This window comes from Legionella nautarum (assembly GCF_001467895.1).
In the GTDB taxonomy this organism is placed as follows: domain Bacteria; phylum Pseudomonadota; class Gammaproteobacteria; order Legionellales; family Legionellaceae; genus Tatlockia; species Tatlockia nautarum.
The window spans coordinates 1-18,462 of record NZ_LNYO01000017.1 but is presented as its reverse complement, the minus strand read 5'-3'; the positions used below and the strand labels follow the sequence as shown (position 1 = coordinate 18,462).

Here is an 18,462-nt window from a genome sequence, read left to right as displayed (position 1 = left end):
TGTCTCATGTAGAGTAACAAACAATAATAAGAAAATACACGTTAGAGCTTATTTGCAGAAGAATTTTCTGAATACTAAATCATGTTTATAGAAAAGGAGGGCATTATGGGAAATCATTTAGCTTCTATTCACTGGCAACGTAATGGGCAAGATTTTAATTATGAAACCTATGATCGTACTTACATGATCACATTTAGCGGTGGAGAAAACATTCAAGCATCAAATCCAAAGGACTACTTTGGTAAATCAGAATTGACTAATCCTGAGGAATTGCTCGTGTCAGCATTATCGGGTTGTTATATGCAAACATTTCTGGCAGTAGCTTGCAAAAATGGTTATATCATTGATAGTTATCTCGATGAAGCTATTGGCATAACGAATAAAAATGAGCGTGGAAAAATTAGCGTTACAGAAATTACATTGCATCCCAAAATTAAATTTGGTGGATCTAAACTTCCTGACGATGATACTGTAAATAAAATGCGTGAAAAAGCCCATGAAAATTGTTTTATTTCGAATTCAATTAATAGTCACGTTAACATCGAGATAACAACCAGCTAGAACCCCCTTATGGAAAATTAATGCGTATGTTTTTAGCCTGGATTGGTGGTGGCAACAAAATTAAGGAAAAAAAATGACTAGAGTTTTGTTTATTACTGGAGGCAGCAGAGGAATAGGACGGGAAATTGCTTTAAAATTTGCAACAGAAAAGGCATGTATTGTAATTGCAGCGAAAACCACACAACCTCATCCAACACTTGAGGGAACTATTTACTCTGTGGCAAAGGAAATTGAAAGTCTTGGTGGACAGGCACTTCCTTTAATGGTTGATGTTAGGGATGAAGAGCAGATCCAAAATGCTATAAATATAACCATAGAAACTTTTGGAAAACTCGATGTTTTAATAAATAATGCAAGTGCAATTAGTTTAACAGATACTCTTAATACGCCTATGAAGCGTTATGATTTGATGCAAGAAGTTAATGCACGTGCAACTTATGCTTGCTCTCAGGCTGCAATTCCGCATTTAATAAAAAGCACTAATCCGCATATTTTGACTTTATCTCCGCCATTGAATATGGATAAAAAATGGTTTGCTCCTCATTTAGCTTATACTATGAGTAAATACGGTATGAGTATGTGTACTTTAGGGCTTTCTGAAGAGTTAAAAAAAGCAGGAATTGCTGTTAATTCCTTGTGGCCAAGGACAACCATAGCGACAGACGCCATTCGAGTTCATTTTCCTAACGAAATATATATGGCAAGTCGAAAACCGCAGATCATTGCTGATGCAGCTCATTGGATACTAACTCAACCGTCAAAATTGGTGACAGGTAATTTTTTTATAGATGAAGAGGTATTAATACAGAGTGGTGTAACTGATTTTTCAGCTTATGCTATGGATCCAAAAGCAGAACTTTATACTGATTTATTCTTATGATGCTTATTCTCAAGCATCACTAAAGAGTATTATTAATATTTATATTACATTTATTGACAGAATGATCCCTGAACTTAACTCTTCATTTTCCGAAATCTTAAACTTCTGGTTTGCTCCAGAATCAAAACGATATTGGTTTGCTAAAAACAAAAAATTTGATAACTTAATTAAAGATAAGTTTTTAATAACATATCAAGATGCTTGTTCTGATAAACTAGATTTCTGGAAAAAAACGCCGGATGGAATGTTAAGTCTCATTATAATATTCGATCAATTTCCGCGTAACTTTTTTAGAGGATCTCCACAGGCTTTTGCAACTGACCTTAAAGCTTTAAATTTAGCAAAACTAGCAATTGAACAGAGCATGGATAAAAAATTGTCCACTGATGAAAAAAGACATTTTATGTACATGCCTTTCATGCATAGCGAAAACATCGCTGACCAAGAATTATCTTTAAGATTATTTAATCATGCAAAATCCGCGACTCAGCATTACAACATTATAAAAAAGTTTGGCAGATTCCCCCATAGGAACAAAGTTTTGAATCGCTCCTCAACATATGAAGAGATATTATTTCTTGCAAAACCTTATTCATCATTTTAAAAAACGGGATAATCCCATTCACCAGCTCTTTCGAATTACCCCAGGTTTTCAACCGACTGCTTGAGATCGGTAGTTCTTACTTCATCAAGGTGGCTAATGGCTGCTAATTCACACGCGGCCCGCAGCGCGGAGCCACAGCGTCGCGCTCGTACCGCCACCGGTCGAAACCGACCACGAATTAATGCAAAATCAACACCAAGACCAGAAGAGTCAGAAATAACCAAAGGATACAATGAGACATCACTGCGTATATGATGATCGTAATAGGTGATAACTCTAGGTAATTTATCTTCGTCAAACAGTGGCAATGGATAAAACGTCCGATCCGGCCTGCAATATTCATTAATCACATGAACAGGAAGATCACGCTGGGCTACCCCTACCGCCATCCAGGCCTTTTTTCTCTCATCCCAACTCCAGTGAGCAAATCCCTGAATATATTGTTCCAATGCTGTTTTGAGTGGAGTAAAGTCAAAATGCTTTGTACAATACTGCTCAACACGCTTGGTCCCATCAACCTGTGTAATCTGTTGGCTGTACTTCAATCCATCCCTCTCTATCGACTTGCAGCGTTTTAACAGATCCGATTTTGTGTCCTTATCCATATATTGTTCCAGCATCCGGCACATGTGTGTATCCTTTGCCCAATAGGCATACTCATAAGCAGTACATACAAATGTTCGATCTGAATAATCGGTGAATGTTTCTTGTGCTAACAACAGATTTTCATAGTTGCCATTTTTTTGTACTGGTATATTCAATAGGCGCTCGGCTTCTTCCTGTTCGCCTCTTGCAACGCAATGCAAAAAATGTGACAGACTAAGTTTGGATGCATTCAACTGTAATTTTTTATTGTCCTGTTTATCGCCTGATTTTTTCATGGCTCATCCTTTAGGAGACTATTTATTAACTTAGAGACCATCTGATAGTTAGGTTTAAATTTAGTATAGACTGAGTATCAAGTTGTTAAGTAAACCACTCTATATTTTACTGAAAAGATAATGTGCTAAGCTCATTACCTCTTCGTGGTCCTCTTCGAGACTATGTCTTATGCTCATTGCAGTAGGGATATTCATGAGTTGATACACCAAACGCTCACTCAATTCATTTAAAACGCGCTGTTGGCATAACCCCGAAGAAAGTTTTTTCAACGCATGCTCCAACTCTTTTTGTGCTAAATGGTGCATTTGGTTACGATAATCACAAATCAGATTTTTGGCTTTAAGGGCTCGCTGTTTCTGAATATATAGGTTTAATTCATCTTCTATCAATTGTTCTGCATGTAATGCGGCTTGATGTCGTTCATCCATTCCTTTTTCGATTATGACTTGCAAATCATCAATATTATAGAGATAAACGGGTGCTAATTCGTTAATCTGAGACTCAATATCACGAGGAACTGCTAAATCTAAAAAGAACATGGGTGCATCATTTCTTTGCGACAAAGCTTCTTCTACCAGCCTTTTATTAATAAAAGGGATGGGACAGGTTGTGGCAGAAACAATTACATCTGCTTGTGGTAGAAAATGTGATAGATCATGAAGTGCAATGGCTTTTCCATTAAAATCTTTGGCAAGCTTTTGGGCATGTTCTATTGTTCTACTTGCGATTAGAAAACGATGAACACCTTGTTGATGTAAATATTTTGTAACTAAGGAGGCTGTCTCACCCGAGCCAATCAAAAGGACATTGAGCGATTTGTAGTCTTTAAAAAACCTACCGATTAATTGAACTGCGGCATAGGCAACAGAAACTGGGTTTGTACCTATCCCACTTTGAGTACGCACACGTTTTGAAGCACTAAAAATAGTTTCAAAAATAGGGCGTAGTTTGGTTTTAATTGCTCCAAAGTTGCATGCCTGTTGATAAGCCTGTTTCATTTGCCCCAAAATTTGAGGTTCACCAATCATCATGGAATCCAAGCCACTCGCAACGCGTAGGGTATGTTTTATTCCCTGGTCACTTTGATGCAGGTATAAAAAAGGGGCTAAGGATTCAACAGGCAATTGATGTGTTTGGGCAAGCCAGGAAGAAAGGACTCGTGGATTATGGGTATCGCAGTAGATTTCCATGCGGTTACAGGTAGATAAAATAGCCGCTTCATTAATATCAGGAAGACTCAATAGGTTATGGAGCAAAAAATCTTGGATAGCCGAAGATGAGGCGACTTTTTCACGCACATTAATTGGCGCCGTTTTATGATTTAATCCGCAAACAACAAACATCATCTTATTTCGTTATTTTGAAAATCACACCTGCAACTTTTCATGATTTCCCTATCATGCCAAACTGTAATGATTTTCCGATTAATGAAGCTTTTTGTATCATGTCATTGGCTGCCTCAGAGGGCAGGTGTTTTACCGCTTCTTGCTTAAATAAATCGAGCCAACGACTAAAATGTGCCTCATAAATAGGAGTTTTTTGCCCAATGAGCACATGTTTTTCATACGCATTGCCATGGTATTCATGGGTTTTTAACATAATACTGTTCCAAAATTGAGAAAGCAGTTTGATGTGTTGATCCCAATTAACTTGTGCCATGTCGTTAAATATGGGACCGAGCAATTCATCTTTTTGTACCCTGAGATAAAAATGCTTTACCAGTTTCTCAATATGTTTTTTAGTCAATTCGCTCATCACAAACACCTGCATTTAAATCTCAAGACGATGGGGCACCTGATATTTTCTGAAATTTTTTTGGATTAAAAGCCTACACGTTGATGCTTTAAAATATCTGCAAAAACTTCCATTAATGATAGCCAACATCAGCCCGAACTTTTCCACGAAATACCCAATAGGACCAAGCTGTATACATAAGAATTACAGGCAATAAAAACATCGTTCCCACAATTAAGAACGTTTGGGTTTCCGGAGGGGATGCTGCTTGCCATAAAGTATATTGATGCGGAATAATCATGGGGAACAAGCTAATACCAATCCCAATGTAGGAAATAAAAAATAATCCAACCCCACCAATAAAAGAGCCAATTTCAGAGTTATTGTTTAACATCCGCCATTCAAAGACGGCAAGGAGAATGGTGATAACCGGTATAGGTGACAAATAAGCCATATTGGGCCAAGAAAACCAGCGATGCGCGATGTCCGCATCCATCAGTGGCGTCCAAAGAGTTACAATAACAATTGCTGCAAGTACGCCCAGAAAACACCAGCGTCCTTGCCGACGTGCAGTTTGTTGCAAACCCCCTTCCGTTTTAAGAATCAACCACCCTGCACCCAACAAACCATAACCAAAGACGAGTGCAACACCGGTAAATACAGAGAACCAGGTGAAGCAATCAAAAGAACTGCCCACAAAATGACGCCCATCGACTTTAAAACCCTGAATAAATGCCCCAAGCACGACTCCTTGAGCAAACGTTGCAATCATTGAGCCATAACAAAACGCATGATCCCAAAAGGTCACATGAGCTGCGTCTCTGAAACGAAATTCAAAGGCAACACCACGAAAAGCTAAGGCCAACAACATGACTAAAATGGGAAAATAAACAGCTGGAATAATAATGGCGAAGGCCAGTGGAAAAGCGGCAAGTAAGCCAAGACCACCAAATACCAACCATGTTTCATTACCATCCCAAATAGGTGCAATAGAATTCATAATTAAATTACGGGTTTTTGTGTCTGGAGCCAGGCCATAAAGCATGCCCACGCCTAAATCAAAACCATCAAGCAAAACGTAGAAAAACACTGCCGCAGCAAGAAGGACAGTCCATAAAGGAACAAAATCAATTATCATCATTGGTGCTCCGTGAAAGTAATAGGACTTGCATGTTGACCCCCTTCTATAGGTAATTCAATGCCTTCTGGTTCAGCAAATCCTTTGCGAACAATTCGTGCCATTAAAAAAGCACCGACAGGAAATATAATAAGGTAAACAACTATGTAACCAAGCAGAGAAAGAAGAACATCACTACCTGCCAGTGAAGGAGTAACCGAATCAGAGGTGCGCAGCAACCCATAAACGGTCCATGGTTGGCGACCCACTTCCGTGGTTGCCCAACCTGCAAGTACTGCAAGAAAACCAAGAGGAGCCGCAAACTGACAGGTACGTAAAAACCAAGGAGTATCATACAAACGATGACGTATTCGTAACCATAAACTAATGGCAATCAAGACAAGCATTATAATGCCTAGACCCACCATAATACGAAATGAAAAGAATGGGATTGCGACTGGAGGGCGCTCGTTAGCCGGCCATTGTTTTAGTCCTGGGACCTCTCCATTGAGTTCATGCGTCAGAATAAGGCTCCCCAACAATGGAATTTCAATCACCGCATGATTCATTTCGTTCTTTTCATCAGGAAGAGCAAACAAAATAAGCGGAGCCCGTTTTTCTGGTTCCCAATGTGCTTCGATTGCTGCAAGCTTTGCCGGTTGATATTTCAGTGTGTTTAACCCGTGTAGATCGCCTAAGACGATTTGCAACGGTACAAGAAGCGTTAAAAGCCAGAATGTCATTGAAAGCATCACTCGGCTTTCGGATACAAATTGATTTCTACGAATAAAATAAGCAGCCACAGAAATGACGACCAAAGCGGTAGTGATGTAAAAGCCCGTGACATTATGCAAAATACGGTAGGGAAATGAGGGATTAAAAATAATACTCCACCAATCTGCCGGAAAGAAACGCCCATCCACAATCTTATAGCCTGCTGGAGTCTGCATCCAGCTGTTTGCTGCCAGAATCCAAAATGAGGAGATGAGTGTACCGGATGCGACCATCAATGCAGCCCCAAAATGAGCCCAACGAGGAACCAATTTACGACCGAATAAGAGCACTCCTAGAAACGCTGCTTCAAGAAAAAATGCGGTAAGCCCTTCATACGCGAAAAGTGGTGAGAGAACATTCGCCGTGGAATCTGCATAACGACTCCAATTGGTACCAAACTGAAAGGGCATGACAATGCCGGAAACAATCCCCATTCCAAAAGAAATGGCAAAAATTTTCGTCCAAAAGGTTGAAATACGAAAATAAATTTCGCGCTTTGATATAAAATGAACGCCTTCAAGTAAGGCAATATAAGAAGCAAGTCCTACAGTGAACGCGGGCAACAGAATATGAAGGCCAATAACCCATGCAAATTGCAGGCGTGACAAAATAAGTGGATCAAGATGCATGGTTTTGTCTCCTTATGAATCTCTTAAGCACCGAACTACATTCATATTACAAAAGTTGTATTTAAAATACAACTTATAGCCACAAGTTGTGTATCTCTTTTAAAATAAAGAAATCTAAGAGTACTCGATGAGGTTCCAAGTACACATAATTCATCTCAAAATGAATACTATAAAATTTATACTATTTCTTATTGATGATATTATATCTTATTATAAAACAATAACTTGTTTCGCTCTATTGTCAAACAGATAGAACAATTTGAGTCATTTGGGTTGGGTATAACGAATTATTTTGTTATAAAAATAAAACCCTCATGCAAAAATAATACAAGCACCAAGGGAAGAAATTTAATGAGTCAATGCGATGCAAGCAATGGAACGCCTAATAACCAAATCGATCCTGTTTCAAATGTTTTAAAATGGATTCTCTTAATCACAGCAATAATCTGTTTCACCATTATCATTTGGGGTACAGTGAAAACCTATCAATTGGCTCCTCCCCTACCCCAAAAATTTATATCTTCTTCGGGACAAATCATCATGACAGAAGAAGATATTGTCGCAGGTAAAGCAGGATTTCAGCGCGCTGATCTTATGGATTACGGGAGCCTTTATGGGATGGGTTCTTATTTTGGGGAAGATTACACTGCAAAATATCTGGTGCGACTGGGTAGGCTCACCGAAGAAAACATAGCGCAGCAGCGTTTTGGAAAGAAGCCGTTTGCGAGTTTATCTGAAGGAGATCAGTATGTAGTTCGTAAAACAATGCAACATGAGCTCCAACAAATAGATCTTAGTCATCAAACGAGTATCTTATCTCAACCTCTTACAGAAGCCATACAACAGATACGTACTGAAATCTCACAAACGTTACTCAATCATGATGCTGAAGCAGGTTGGACCAAAGCATACAGCCTGGATGAGCAAAGTGCGTTACAAACGGCAGATTTTCTTATCTATTCATCGCTGACGACCATTGCTCGTAGACCTGGCCAAAACAGTTCCTATACGAACAATTGGCCTTATGAACCCACCATGGGTAATAGTCCAACACCTCATACTTTTTACTGGACCTGGGTTTCGTTTTGTTTTGTCTTTTTAGGTTTTGGTGCAGTGCTCTATATTTATCATCGTTATCTCAGTGCGCCGGACAATGCACCTAAAACACCCTTATTTTTGGACTTCGAACCATTGACTCCAAGCCAGCGTAAAGTAGGACAATATTTTGTAATTGTGGCACTTATCCTTCTCGTCCAGATTGCGGTTGGTGCACTTCTTGCGCATTATTATGTAAAGCGCACTGACTTTTATGGAGTTCATCTTAATAATTTTTTACCCTTCAATTTCTTACGTGATGTACACATTCAGACACCAATCGTTTGGATTGCTCTTTCATGGATCAGTGCTGCTGTTTTTATTGTGCCTCTGATTTCTAAAAAAGAGGCGAAAAGACAAGGCTTTTATGTGGAACTCTTATTTTGGGTAACTTTGTTTATTGTTGGTGGAGCAATTATTGGCGATTATTTAGGGATTATGGGCTATGTGAATCAAGCCTGGTTTTGGATTGGCAATCAGGGTTTATCTTATCTCCAGTTGGGTCGATTATGGCAAATAGGATTTTGTTTAGGGCTTTTCCTGTGGAGTTTTATTGTGTTTCGCGGGATGTGGCCCACCTGGAATCACTTAAAAACAGCGACTGTTGAGTTTTGGACTGGACGAATCCATCTTGAGCATCTTTTTTGGGCAAGTACGTTAAATGTTGCAATACTCTATTGCTTTGGAATGATCCCATTAACCGGAATAGAAAAATCATTTACCATTACTGATTTTTGGCGCTGGTGGGTTGTTCATCTTTGGGTAGAACAATCATTCGAATTTTTTGCTGTATGCGCTACAGCCTATATTTTAATGGGAACTGGTCTTGTTTCTCGTCTTCTGGCGGAGCGAGCCATGCTCTTTGAAACCATTCTTATCTTTTTAGGTGGAGTCATTGGTACAGGACATCATTGGTATTGGACGGGTACACCTGACATATGGGTACCACTTGGTTCCATGTTTTCTTTTATTGAAGTCTTACCCTTAGCTCTTCTTATTATCGATGCGATTGAAGAGCGCCAACTCATCAAGCGCAGAGGAGATTATACCTACAATTTAGCTTATCTTTATATTTTTGGTGCATCCTTTTGGAATTTTGTTGGCGCAGGAGTATTCGGCGGAGGAACACTCAATGCACCACTCGTCAATTATTATGAACATGGAACGTTTTTAACCTTAAATCATGCTCATACTGCTTTGTTTGGTGCGTTTGGTCTGCTTGGTTTGGGATTGATTTATTTTTGTTTACGTTATGCTGCGGGAAATCGATTTCCATGGAGTGACCGTTTAGGTACTTGGGCATTTTGGTTCTATAACATAGGCCTAGTTCTTTGGATTGTGTTGAATTTCTTTCCTATCGGATGGGCACAATTGATGGATGTTTATGAGCATGGATTTGCCCATGCACGAAGTCTTGAATTTTATAATACAACGTTGTTGTGGCAGTGGTTACGCCTCCCTGGAGATGTTGTTTTTGCACTGGGTGCCTTGTTTATGGCCTACGATTTTATTATAAAATTAAAACCTTTTTACCCAAAATTAGCACAAATTAAACGCACAGAGCCTCAATCTGTGAATGAGGCCTAAAACAATATATGAGTTCAATTTAGGTAGCAAATAACAAAGTACGATGAAGATAAAAGAGCGATTAGCAATTACTTGCCAATACCCTTAATCTCAGATGTCGTATTATAGAAAAACATCACTGTAAATTTTTGCTGAAGGGACTCCTGCAAGAAAAAGTCGTGTTTTTAACTTGTTGGTCGTCTCTTTAGGACCACATACATACGCTTGAGTTTGATTCGGATCATTCAAGTGCGTCAATACCCTTTTTTCAATTGAAGCTTCGGGATAGCATCCTCTCTGACTTTGAAGTACACATGGATCATAATAAAAGTTAGGAAATAACAAAGACAATGTTTCAAGCTCTTCTTTGTAATAAATGTCCTCATCAACCAAACCTCCATGTACCAAGGTGATGTTTCCTTCATGCTTTTGGATTAATGCACTTTTAATAATTGCAATGAGCGGTGCCAATCCCGTTCCAGTCCCTGCTAATAAAAGATTAAACATAAGCTTATCTGGGTTGTAGTAATAACATTGGCCAAAAGGACCTCTAAGCGTAACTGACATGTCTTTTGTTGCTTTTTGCGAAAGCCACTGCCCCATAGCACCATGAGAATAAACCTTAATGTGCAACTCAATATATCCATCCTGAGTAGGAATATTAGCAATTGAATAACTTCGCATGGTTCCCTCAGGATTAATAAGGGACAGGTATTGTCCTGGGATCCAAAGGTCAAGATTCCCTACCTTAAGTTTCACTTGAATCACATTCTGATTGAGTCGTTCTAGGCTTATGATTTGAGCCTCCACCTCGCACTCTGCTGCATCTGGTGAGGTCACATAAAGCGGTGCGACTGGTTTTGCAAGACAGGCAAGAAAATAACCCTGAGCTTTAAGCACTTCGGGTAATCCTTCTTGCCAAATAGGATTGACTTCACCCTCTTTGGCTTTAATCAAACACGATTGGCAAATTCCTGCCTGACAGGAGTTAGGATAATCAACTCCATGGCGCAGGAAACACTGTAAAAGGTTTTCGTCAGGAGCCAAAGTGTACGACTGATGGTTGAATTCTACTGTATTCATAAGGCGCGCCCCAAAACCTCATCGCGAACACTATTGGCAATCGTAGCAACTTTTTGAATGTCTTCATCATGAGCACCCAGCTCTTTTAACGTTGCCCCCAAATGTTCAAGCACAATATCCACATGTGAATCGTTTAATCCGCGTTCCAATAAATGACGATGCCCTTCTTGCATGTTCTTTCCGGTGTATTGATTAGGTCCACCAAAAACCATGGTTAAAAATCCCTTTTGTTTGAGAATTTGCTGCTCCATATCAATATCATCGAAAAAATAGTTTACTCTTTCATCCAGTAACATTTTGCGGTAGAAGATATCTACTGCAGTATTGACAGCATTTTGTCCGCCTAATCGGTCAAATAGCGACTCAAACATGGTATACTCCTATAAGATGTATTTGATATGCATCTTATAAAAAGAAATAATAGGCGTCAATAAATTTAACAGGAATTTTTATGCAACTGACTCAATTTACCGATTACTCGCTACGCGCCTTAATTTATATTGCGCTAAGAAAAGACTCATGCACTATTAAAGACATTACTGAAGCTTACTCCATCTCCATCAACCACATGATCAAAATCATCCATAATTTAGCAAAACTTGGGCTGATTAAGACCATACGCGGCAAGAATGGCGGAATCCTAATGGCAGCTTCTCCTGAAACCATTAATTTGGGTGAGTTGATCATTAAACTTGAGCCACACTTTGATTTGGTTCCTTGTTTTAATAAAGAAAAAGCAAATTGCTGCATTGCCCCGGTATGCAAACTCAAGAGTATTTTACATGAAGCACAAAGCGCCTTTATCAGTGTTTTGGAACGCTACACTTTGGCAGATGTATTACACAATAAAAACGAGTTATTTGCTTTGCTGAGAATCACTCAATAAACAAAAAACCAGGATTGATTCAATCAAATAATTTTTTGAGCAAGCAGCAAACCAAATAAACCGGATATTGGCCTACCTGACTCATCTTTTTTATGAAGATGGCCTACCGACTCTTTATACTCCAATATAGACCAACCACGATTCTGGTAAAAATGATAAAGCTCCTCGTGTTTTGGTAAAAAGGTAAATGAATTAGGTAATGAATAGAGTTCTGATTGAACAGGAAAAACCAAAAAATGATAACCATTCTTTGCTGTTGCCTCTTGCAACTCCGTTAGTAAGGAGGGGATACGCTCAGTATTTAAAAATTGCAGCGTTACTGTAGAGAACACAAAGTGATATTGTTCTTTTGTGAGAGTTAGAGGTTGATTTAAATCATGTAGCAAAGTATCGACCTGGGTTAGATTTTCTTCTTGGGCAACCGTCTTAATGTTTTCTAATGCGGATTGATTGATATCAACTCCAGTAATAGGATAGCCAAGTTTTGCAAAATACAACAGATTCCTCCCCGAACCACAACCCACATCAAGAATGTTGTGGTGTTTTTGATGTGATAAATAAGTTTGGTACGCATAGAATAGGTCGCCATGCAGTGCACCCATATGGTATTTCTTATTAAAATATCGATGCGGTTTACAATAAAACTGAAGATGAGCATTAAAATCTGCACTCACTGGAATGATTTTATGCCATGAAGCAGGAGGAATAGATAATTTGGCGTTGTTTTTATTGAGCCGTGTACGTGAAAGCTCATGCCCTTCCCCATCTAAAAAAGCAAAATCAATTTCGCCTTCATGAAGGGTCAGATGCCCCCAAGTCCCCTCTTTCGTACTGTGTTTTTCAAGAAAGAACTTGAGCTTTCCATGAGGATCAATGGGTATACTTTTGTAACAGATTAAATCATCATTTTGTGTGTTCATGACTATCCCTTATCAAATATTTTTCATTTCAGCATCTGTTAACGTTTCTTCGCGTCCATACGAGGCTGCTCCGTTTTCAATGCCGTTAAAATGGCCTGCCCTTGAGCAAGCGTGTCAGCCAATTGATGATTCACATCTCGGTGCTCTTCCTCATCATGACGTACAGCCAATAGCACCTCACGTAATCGTGCATGCTCCTCCAAACCCCAATACTCTTTAGCCACTTGCGGGGCTGGGCAATTATCAATTGCACCCTTATCTAGCTCCTCGAGATAATGGGTATAACTAACCACCGCTTCTTCCTCAAGGTACCCCACAAAACGATGGGCTGTTTTAGAAGAAATAACATACATTATAAGATACAGTACTACAAATATGGCCTGTGCCGTAAAAATGATGAACCGCTCAAACCAATTGGGTTTCGCGATATACATAAAAGTGATTAAATGAACTCGTTCATTTTCTGCCTCATCCAGCAAGGTTTTAATCCATCCTTCATCGTTTTTAATTTTTCTTAAACATCGCAAATGCAATAAGGCAGCACCAACCATACCAGGAACAGCAGCCACAGTTTCTAGAACTATCGCGCGATTGCCGTATCGCTTTTGGAAAAAAGTATCTGCAAAAAAGCGAAAAAATTTAACGAGACCGAAGGCAATTTTATCACTTATTGTTTGAGCAGGTTTGTGAGTCATTAACATGGTAACGCTCCTTATGATGTAGGTTCCTACTTATTATATTAAAGGTGTATTTTAAATACAACTTTATATTGTGTTGATATAAACATGCTTTTTCAATAGCTTAATAAGCCAATCAACCTCACTAGCAGAATTCACCTCGATAATCACTTTTCCTTTACCGTCAGCATTTACTTTTACAGAAACATTGGTGGTAAATTGTTGGGATAGATAAGTACTCCATTCCTCACATTTGTCATGGGGTATAGCTAAAGAAAGAGTTTTGTTATGGTCCTCATCACCGGAGGACTTCAATCGATTGGCTAAGGCCTCTGTTTCACGCACATTAAGTTGTTTATCAATAACGGTGCATGCAACCTGATATTGCTGTTCTTGGGATAGTTTCAAAAGTGCTCTTGCATGTCCCATATCAATCTTACCCTCGCTCAATATCTCTATTACTCTAGGCTCTAAAGATAATAAGCGAAGCGAATTAGTAATCGAAACCCTAGAACGCCCTATCATCTGTGCTATGTCCTCATGAGTCATTTGAAAGTCTTCGCGAAACCTATTCAATGCCAATGCCTCTTCGATTGGATTTAGATTTTCACGTTGAATATTTTCAATCAGTGAAAATGCGAGAGCAACATTATCATCAATATTTCTGACAATAACAGGCACATAAGTTAATCCAGCCTTTTTCGCTGCTCGCCAACGTCTTTCACCAGCAATAATCTCATAACGTTCTTCTGCTATCTTTCTAACAATAAGGGGTTGGATAATCCCTTGAACTTTAATGGAGTTTGCGAGCTCGTCTAAAATAGATTCGTCAAATTGTTTTCGAGGCTGGTATTTGCCAGAGTTTAATAACTCAACAGCTAAATGTGTTATAGATTCGCTGGGTATAGATTCTCCATCCTGGAATGAATTGTCTAAGGCTCGAAGCAACTTCAATCCCTTCAATTCTAAATTTGACACGAGTGTCTCTCCTCAATTATCCCTGCAAACGTCCCACCCTACCTGTAAACGTCGCACCTTTAGTTATTATTCTTATTTTTACTTCCTGAAAACGTCTCACCTTGTCCCGTAACCGCCTCAGCCATTCCTGCAAACGTCCCTAATAATCCCCGTAAAAGTCCCTCTAGCTCCCTTACAACCCTTAAGAACATTGACTGAATCAGTTTCTAAACAACTAATAAAAAGATCTTAAAAAAATTAAAACACGTTGTGTTTCTATAGTAAATAGAAATTTCATTTTTCTGTTGCATTTTCAATAAATCATAGATAAATTATAAAAAATGTGAAAATCACTTATTTTAATAAAAGGGAAATCATGCTTGATCCTCAAATCATTACGTATGGTACAGATAATCCAGAGCAGTTAATGGATAAATTCTATCAAGCAGGTAACGAAATGTTACTAACACTAAGAAATTTTGTGATTAGTCCAGAAAAAAGAAAAAAATCTAGAACTTGGGGAGCTATTGAAGCCGCAAAAATGGTTAAAGTTTCTGATCCTACATTTAGAAAATTGTTAGAATCATCAGATGATGTACCTGGAATAGTCATTGAAGACTCTGAAAATGGCAGGAAGGTTAAAAAATATACTTTGGCAGCCATTAATGCGCTTAGAGATAAAGCAGAAACCCGATATAAAAGACCAAAGGGTTCAAAGTGTTTAACCATAGCTGTTTCTAACTTAAAAGGCGGAGTTGGAAAAACTGAAACCACAGTTGATTTAGGGAAAAAAATTGCTATAGAAGGTTTAAAAGTCCTACTTTTAGACTTTGATGCACAAGGAACAGCAACTTTAATTAGTTCAGGGTTAATACCTGATTTAGAATTGCGTTATGAAGATACAATAACCAATGTGTTAATATCCAACCCTAATAATATCAAAAATGTAATATTAAAAACGCATTTTGATGGTCTTGATATCATCCCTGCTAACTTAGCAATACAAGATTGTGATCTGATTTTACCTAATGAAAAAGAAAACAATCATGAGCGCTTAGGTTCACCCTTCATACGATTATCTGAGTCATTAAAAATTATTAAAAATCAATACGATGTAATTTTAATTGATTGTGGACCAAATCTGGGTTTATTAACACTTAATGCAATCATAGCTTGTGATGGCATCATTATCCCTATCCCTCCTAGTATGAATGATTATTCAAGTTTCATTATGTACACAGCTACCCTACGAAATATGTTTAAAGAATTACCTTCAAAAAAATTGGAATATTTACGAATACTCATTTCTAAGCACAGCGGAAGTAATGAAGCGTTACAGATGGAGAATATGATGCGAGAGCAGTTTGGCAGATATATTCTCACTAATCATATGTGTGAAACAGTAGAAGTTGCAAAAGCAGCTAATGAGATTGGAACCATCTATGATGTTTCAAAGCCGCGTGGCAGTCGAGAAGCTTATCGCAGAGCCTTGCAACATTTAGATGATGTCAATCTTGAAATTATTAATAACTTTAAAGAAATCTGGGATAAACAAGCTAAAGCATCCTTTGTAAGTGGAGAGTAACATGGATAATAGTAAACGTAACGTTCATAATTCTGGCCCCTTAGGTATGCTCATGAAAAGTGGTCAAGTAAAAAAAATAGAGGCCGCTGATGAGGAAGTTGTTTTAAAACAAGCAGCCCCTAAAACTCCATCTTATTTTAAAACACAGTCTGGGATTGAATTTGCCGAGCAAGAATTAATTTACGTCAATCCAGAAGAGTGCGAACCTTGGAAATACGCTAACCGACAAGAAAGTGAACTAGGCGATATTGATGGGCTAATTGATTCTATTAAATCAAACAAGCAGTTACAGCCTGCTTTAGTGAGAAATCATCCTAATCCCCATGGGAAAATAAAATATGAAGTGATTTTTGGCCGAAGAAGGCATATTGCTTGTATGCGGCTTGGAATCCCTTTTCTTGTAATCAGAAAAGATATTCCCAATGTACAAGATGCGATTGCATCGCAAGATGCTGAGAATAAATTACGAAATGATGTTAGTAATTATTCCAATGCGATGCTCTATAAACGATTGTTGTCGGATAATGTATTTAAAACCGAAAAAGAACTTTCGGAAAAATTGCGTATTTCCTATTCCACATTTAACGAATTAATGGCTTATTCAAAAATTCCAGAAGACATCGTGCGGGCTATTCCAGATATACACGCCCTCTCTAAACAACTTGCTGTAAAAATTGTTCAGTTAATTAATAAGTCTAAAGATAACTACAACAAAATGGTTTCTATTGCTCATCAGTTAGGTAGAACAATTACTTCGCAGGCCAAATTAGAGAAGATATTTGAAGAGAAAACCTCACAACAGAAAGCTGAATCTAAAAGCTCAAGTAATGCCAAGGCTTATAGCTCTGAAAAAGGTAAAAAACTATTTACCTTCAAATCAGATTATCGGGGACTTCCATCGATTGTACTAAACAAAGAGATTGCTGGTTTTGTGAATGTGGAAGATATGTGTAAACACGTTTTAAATTATTTAGAACAAATTATTGCAGAATCCGAGTACTCGGATTGAGAGTTAATCCGAGTACTCGGATTACTTGTTAGGTAGCATGGAGAAACGTATGGGAAGCGTAGCAATAAATAATAAGAGTCTCGAACTCAAAAAACATGTTAACGCGATACATTGCTCTAATAATCTGTCATTAGTTCAGCGCAAGCTGTTTAATGCGTTGCTCTTTAATGCTTATCCAGATCTTCCTTACAAACAACAATTTGAAATCAAAGGAAAAGATTTATATCAACTGATTGGTTACAACAGCAAAGATACTGCAAAGCTCAAAGAAGCATTGATCGGACTAATAACAATAGCGATCGAATGGAACGTTATTGATTGCTCTACTGGACAAGAAAAAAAATGGAAGGCTAGTTCCATATTGGCATCTGCTGAACTTTCAAATGGGGTTTGCATCTATGAATACAGCCAGGTGATGAAAGATCTTATGTATCAACCTGAGATATATGGCCAAATAAACATTGAACTAATTTCAAAATTCAAATCCGGCTATGGTTTGGCGCTTTATGAGAACTGTATTCGCTACAAAGGGCTAGCGCAAACACCTTGGTTTCCGCTGGATATCTTTAGAAAGCTAATGGGTGTGTTTGATGGTAAATATCAAGTGTTTAAAGACTTTAAAAAAAGAGTTTTAGATGTTGGAGTGAATGAGGTAAACACAGTATCGCCAATTCGTATTGTTCCTGAAATAGAACGAGTTAATCAAAAAGTCACGAGAATACGCTTCAAGTTAGAAAAAAATGTTGATGAATCCCCTATTCCCCTAAATAACTTATCGATTGATGAAGAGTTAAAGCAACTTCTGATTAATACATTCGGGTTTTCAACTCAAATGATTGAAGAGACATATGCAAAATATGATAACGACTATATTCGAGAGAAAGTGGAGATCATCACTCAATCAGAAAGTTTCATTGCAGGAAAGATTAGAGGTCTCGCTGGATATTTGATTGAAGCACTTAAAAAAGACTATAAGCATAGTAAATCAAGCAAAGCATTAATCAATGAGCGTCGCAAGATCTCAGAAGCGAAAGAAAAAGAAAAGAAAGAAAAACAAGAAGCGCAAACTGAACGTTACAGGCAATATGTCAATAAGAAGATAAATAACTATCTTACGAATCTAACAGAAGATCAAAAAAACGACTTAATTAGTGAATTTGAGAATTATATAAAAACTCAAAGTAGTATTCTCAAGAATTGGTATCAAAAACATAGGTTAGAGCACCCAGCAACCAAAGGATGTTTTCATAGCTTTATAAGAGAGAATAAACATAGTGCAGTGGGAAACATTATATCTATGGAAGATTATATTGAATTAATTGAATAGCATTATTAGAAAGATTAATTTTAAAGATGGGACATTTGCGGGGTGTTAATTAAATGTGGGGTGGGACATTTGCAGGAAGCTTAACATCATAAGTAAGGTAATCCCCCCGAAAAATAAGTGATGTCAAAAGTAGAATTTTCTCATACGCTATATTGGAGGAGATTCTTCATGAAAAG

The 18,462-nt window shown here is 38.1% G+C and carries 18 protein-coding genes; 8 read left to right on the top strand and 10 right to left on the bottom strand.

Going from position 1 to position 18,462, the window contains the following annotated elements:
- The first annotated feature begins 105 nt into the window (after positions 1-105).
- The 3 genes from Lnau_RS09385 to Lnau_RS09375 all read left to right on the top strand — a co-directional run bounded on the left by Lnau_RS09385 (position 106) and on the right by Lnau_RS09375 (position 2,045).
- Positions 106-561 (top strand): OsmC family protein, encoded by a 456-nt coding sequence (locus Lnau_RS09385; RefSeq protein ID WP_044012746.1) that lies wholly within the window; start codon positions 106-108, stop codon positions 559-561.
- 73 nt (positions 562-634) lie between these two features.
- Positions 635-1,441 (top strand): SDR family oxidoreductase, encoded by an 807-nt coding sequence (locus tag Lnau_RS09380; RefSeq protein ID WP_044012741.1) that lies wholly within the window; start codon positions 635-637, stop codon positions 1,439-1,441.
- 61 nt (positions 1,442-1,502) lie between these two features.
- Positions 1,503-2,045 (top strand): DUF924 family protein, encoded by a 543-nt coding sequence (locus tag Lnau_RS09375; RefSeq protein WP_044012965.1) that lies wholly within the window; start codon positions 1,503-1,505, stop codon positions 2,043-2,045.
- Between the two features lie 35 nt (positions 2,046-2,080).
- Here Lnau_RS09375 and Lnau_RS09370 read toward each other — a convergent pair whose 3' ends face one another.
- The 5 genes from Lnau_RS09370 to Lnau_RS09350 form a co-directional block, all read right to left on the bottom strand.
- Positions 2,081-2,926, bottom strand: coding sequence for a hypothetical protein (locus tag Lnau_RS09370; RefSeq protein ID WP_044012737.1), 846 nt, complete (start codon positions 2,924-2,926; stop codon positions 2,081-2,083).
- 99 nt (positions 2,927-3,025) lie between these two features.
- On the bottom strand, positions 3,026-4,273 hold the full coding sequence (hemA, locus tag Lnau_RS09365) for a glutamyl-tRNA reductase (RefSeq protein WP_058504901.1): 1,248 nt from the start codon (positions 4,271-4,273) through the stop codon (positions 3,026-3,028).
- A gap of 37 nt (positions 4,274-4,310) precedes the next feature.
- Positions 4,311-4,682, bottom strand: coding sequence for a group III truncated hemoglobin (locus Lnau_RS09360; RefSeq protein ID WP_044012961.1), 372 nt, complete (start codon positions 4,680-4,682; stop codon positions 4,311-4,313).
- 112 nt (positions 4,683-4,794) lie between these two features.
- The gene (cydB, locus tag Lnau_RS09355; RefSeq protein WP_083503811.1) at positions 4,795-5,802 is read right to left on the bottom strand and encodes a cytochrome d ubiquinol oxidase subunit II; all 1,008 of its coding nucleotides are present in this window, start codon (positions 5,800-5,802) and stop codon (positions 4,795-4,797) included.
- Positions 5,799-7,181, bottom strand: coding sequence for a cytochrome ubiquinol oxidase subunit I (locus Lnau_RS09350; protein ID WP_044012730.1), 1,383 nt, complete (start codon positions 7,179-7,181; stop codon positions 5,799-5,801). Before Lnau_RS09350 ends, cydB begins: the two co-directional genes overlap by 4 nt.
- Positions 7,182-7,532: 351 nt before the next feature.
- Between Lnau_RS09350 and Lnau_RS09345 the strand changes: the two genes are divergently transcribed.
- Positions 7,533-9,863 carry a nitric-oxide reductase large subunit gene (locus Lnau_RS09345; protein WP_044012727.1) on the top strand — a complete coding sequence of 777 codons (2,331 nt, stop codon included), beginning with the start codon at positions 7,533-7,535 and terminating at the stop codon, positions 9,861-9,863.
- 102 nt (positions 9,864-9,965) lie between these two features.
- Here the strand turns inward: Lnau_RS09345 and Lnau_RS09340 are convergent, their stop codons facing one another.
- Complete coding sequence (locus Lnau_RS09340) at positions 9,966-10,925, bottom strand: FAD-binding oxidoreductase (RefSeq protein WP_044012724.1); 960 nt, start codon at positions 10,923-10,925, stop codon at positions 9,966-9,968.
- Positions 10,922-11,296 carry a group I truncated hemoglobin gene (locus Lnau_RS09335; protein ID WP_044012721.1) on the bottom strand — a complete coding sequence of 125 codons (375 nt, stop codon included), beginning with the start codon at positions 11,294-11,296 and terminating at the stop codon, positions 10,922-10,924. The genes Lnau_RS09340 and Lnau_RS09335 overlap by 4 nt, the downstream gene beginning before the upstream one ends.
- A gap of 80 nt (positions 11,297-11,376) precedes the next feature.
- Between Lnau_RS09335 and Lnau_RS09330 the strand changes: the two genes are divergently transcribed.
- Positions 11,377-11,811 carry an Rrf2 family transcriptional regulator gene (locus Lnau_RS09330; RefSeq protein ID WP_044012718.1) on the top strand — a complete coding sequence of 145 codons (435 nt, stop codon included), beginning with the start codon at positions 11,377-11,379 and terminating at the stop codon, positions 11,809-11,811.
- 23 nt (positions 11,812-11,834) lie between these two features.
- Here the strand turns inward: Lnau_RS09330 and tehB are convergent, their stop codons facing one another.
- The 3 genes from tehB to Lnau_RS09315 all read right to left on the bottom strand — a co-directional run bounded on the left by tehB (position 11,835) and on the right by Lnau_RS09315 (position 14,386).
- Positions 11,835-12,731, bottom strand: a complete 897-nt coding sequence (gene tehB / locus Lnau_RS09325) for an SAM-dependent methyltransferase TehB (protein ID WP_044012714.1) — start codon at positions 12,729-12,731, stop codon at positions 11,835-11,837.
- 38 nt (positions 12,732-12,769) lie between these two features.
- Positions 12,770-13,432 (bottom strand): alternative oxidase, encoded by a 663-nt coding sequence (locus Lnau_RS09320; RefSeq protein WP_058504900.1) that lies wholly within the window; start codon positions 13,430-13,432, stop codon positions 12,770-12,772.
- A gap of 63 nt (positions 13,433-13,495) precedes the next feature.
- Positions 13,496-14,386 (bottom strand): ParB/RepB/Spo0J family partition protein, encoded by an 891-nt coding sequence (locus Lnau_RS09315; RefSeq protein ID WP_058504899.1) that lies wholly within the window; start codon positions 14,384-14,386, stop codon positions 13,496-13,498.
- Positions 14,387-14,741: 355 nt separating this feature from the next.
- Here Lnau_RS09315 and Lnau_RS09310 point away from each other — a divergent pair, with 355 nt between their 5' ends.
- The 3 genes from Lnau_RS09310 to Lnau_RS09300 are packed head-to-tail and all read left to right on the top strand — an operon-like array spanning position 14,742 to position 18,286.
- Complete coding sequence (locus tag Lnau_RS09310; protein ID WP_058504898.1) at positions 14,742-15,950, top strand: AAA family ATPase; 1,209 nt, start codon at positions 14,742-14,744, stop codon at positions 15,948-15,950.
- Position 15,951: 1 nt separating this feature from the next.
- Positions 15,952-16,959 carry a ParB/RepB/Spo0J family partition protein gene (locus tag Lnau_RS09305; RefSeq protein WP_058504897.1) on the top strand — a complete coding sequence of 336 codons (1,008 nt, stop codon included), beginning with the start codon at positions 15,952-15,954 and terminating at the stop codon, positions 16,957-16,959.
- A 49-nt stretch (positions 16,960-17,008) separates the two neighbouring features.
- Positions 17,009-18,286 (top strand): replication initiation protein, encoded by a 1,278-nt coding sequence (locus Lnau_RS09300; RefSeq protein WP_238585957.1) that lies wholly within the window; start codon positions 17,009-17,011, stop codon positions 18,284-18,286.
- The last annotated feature ends 176 nt before the right edge of the window (positions 18,287-18,462 follow it).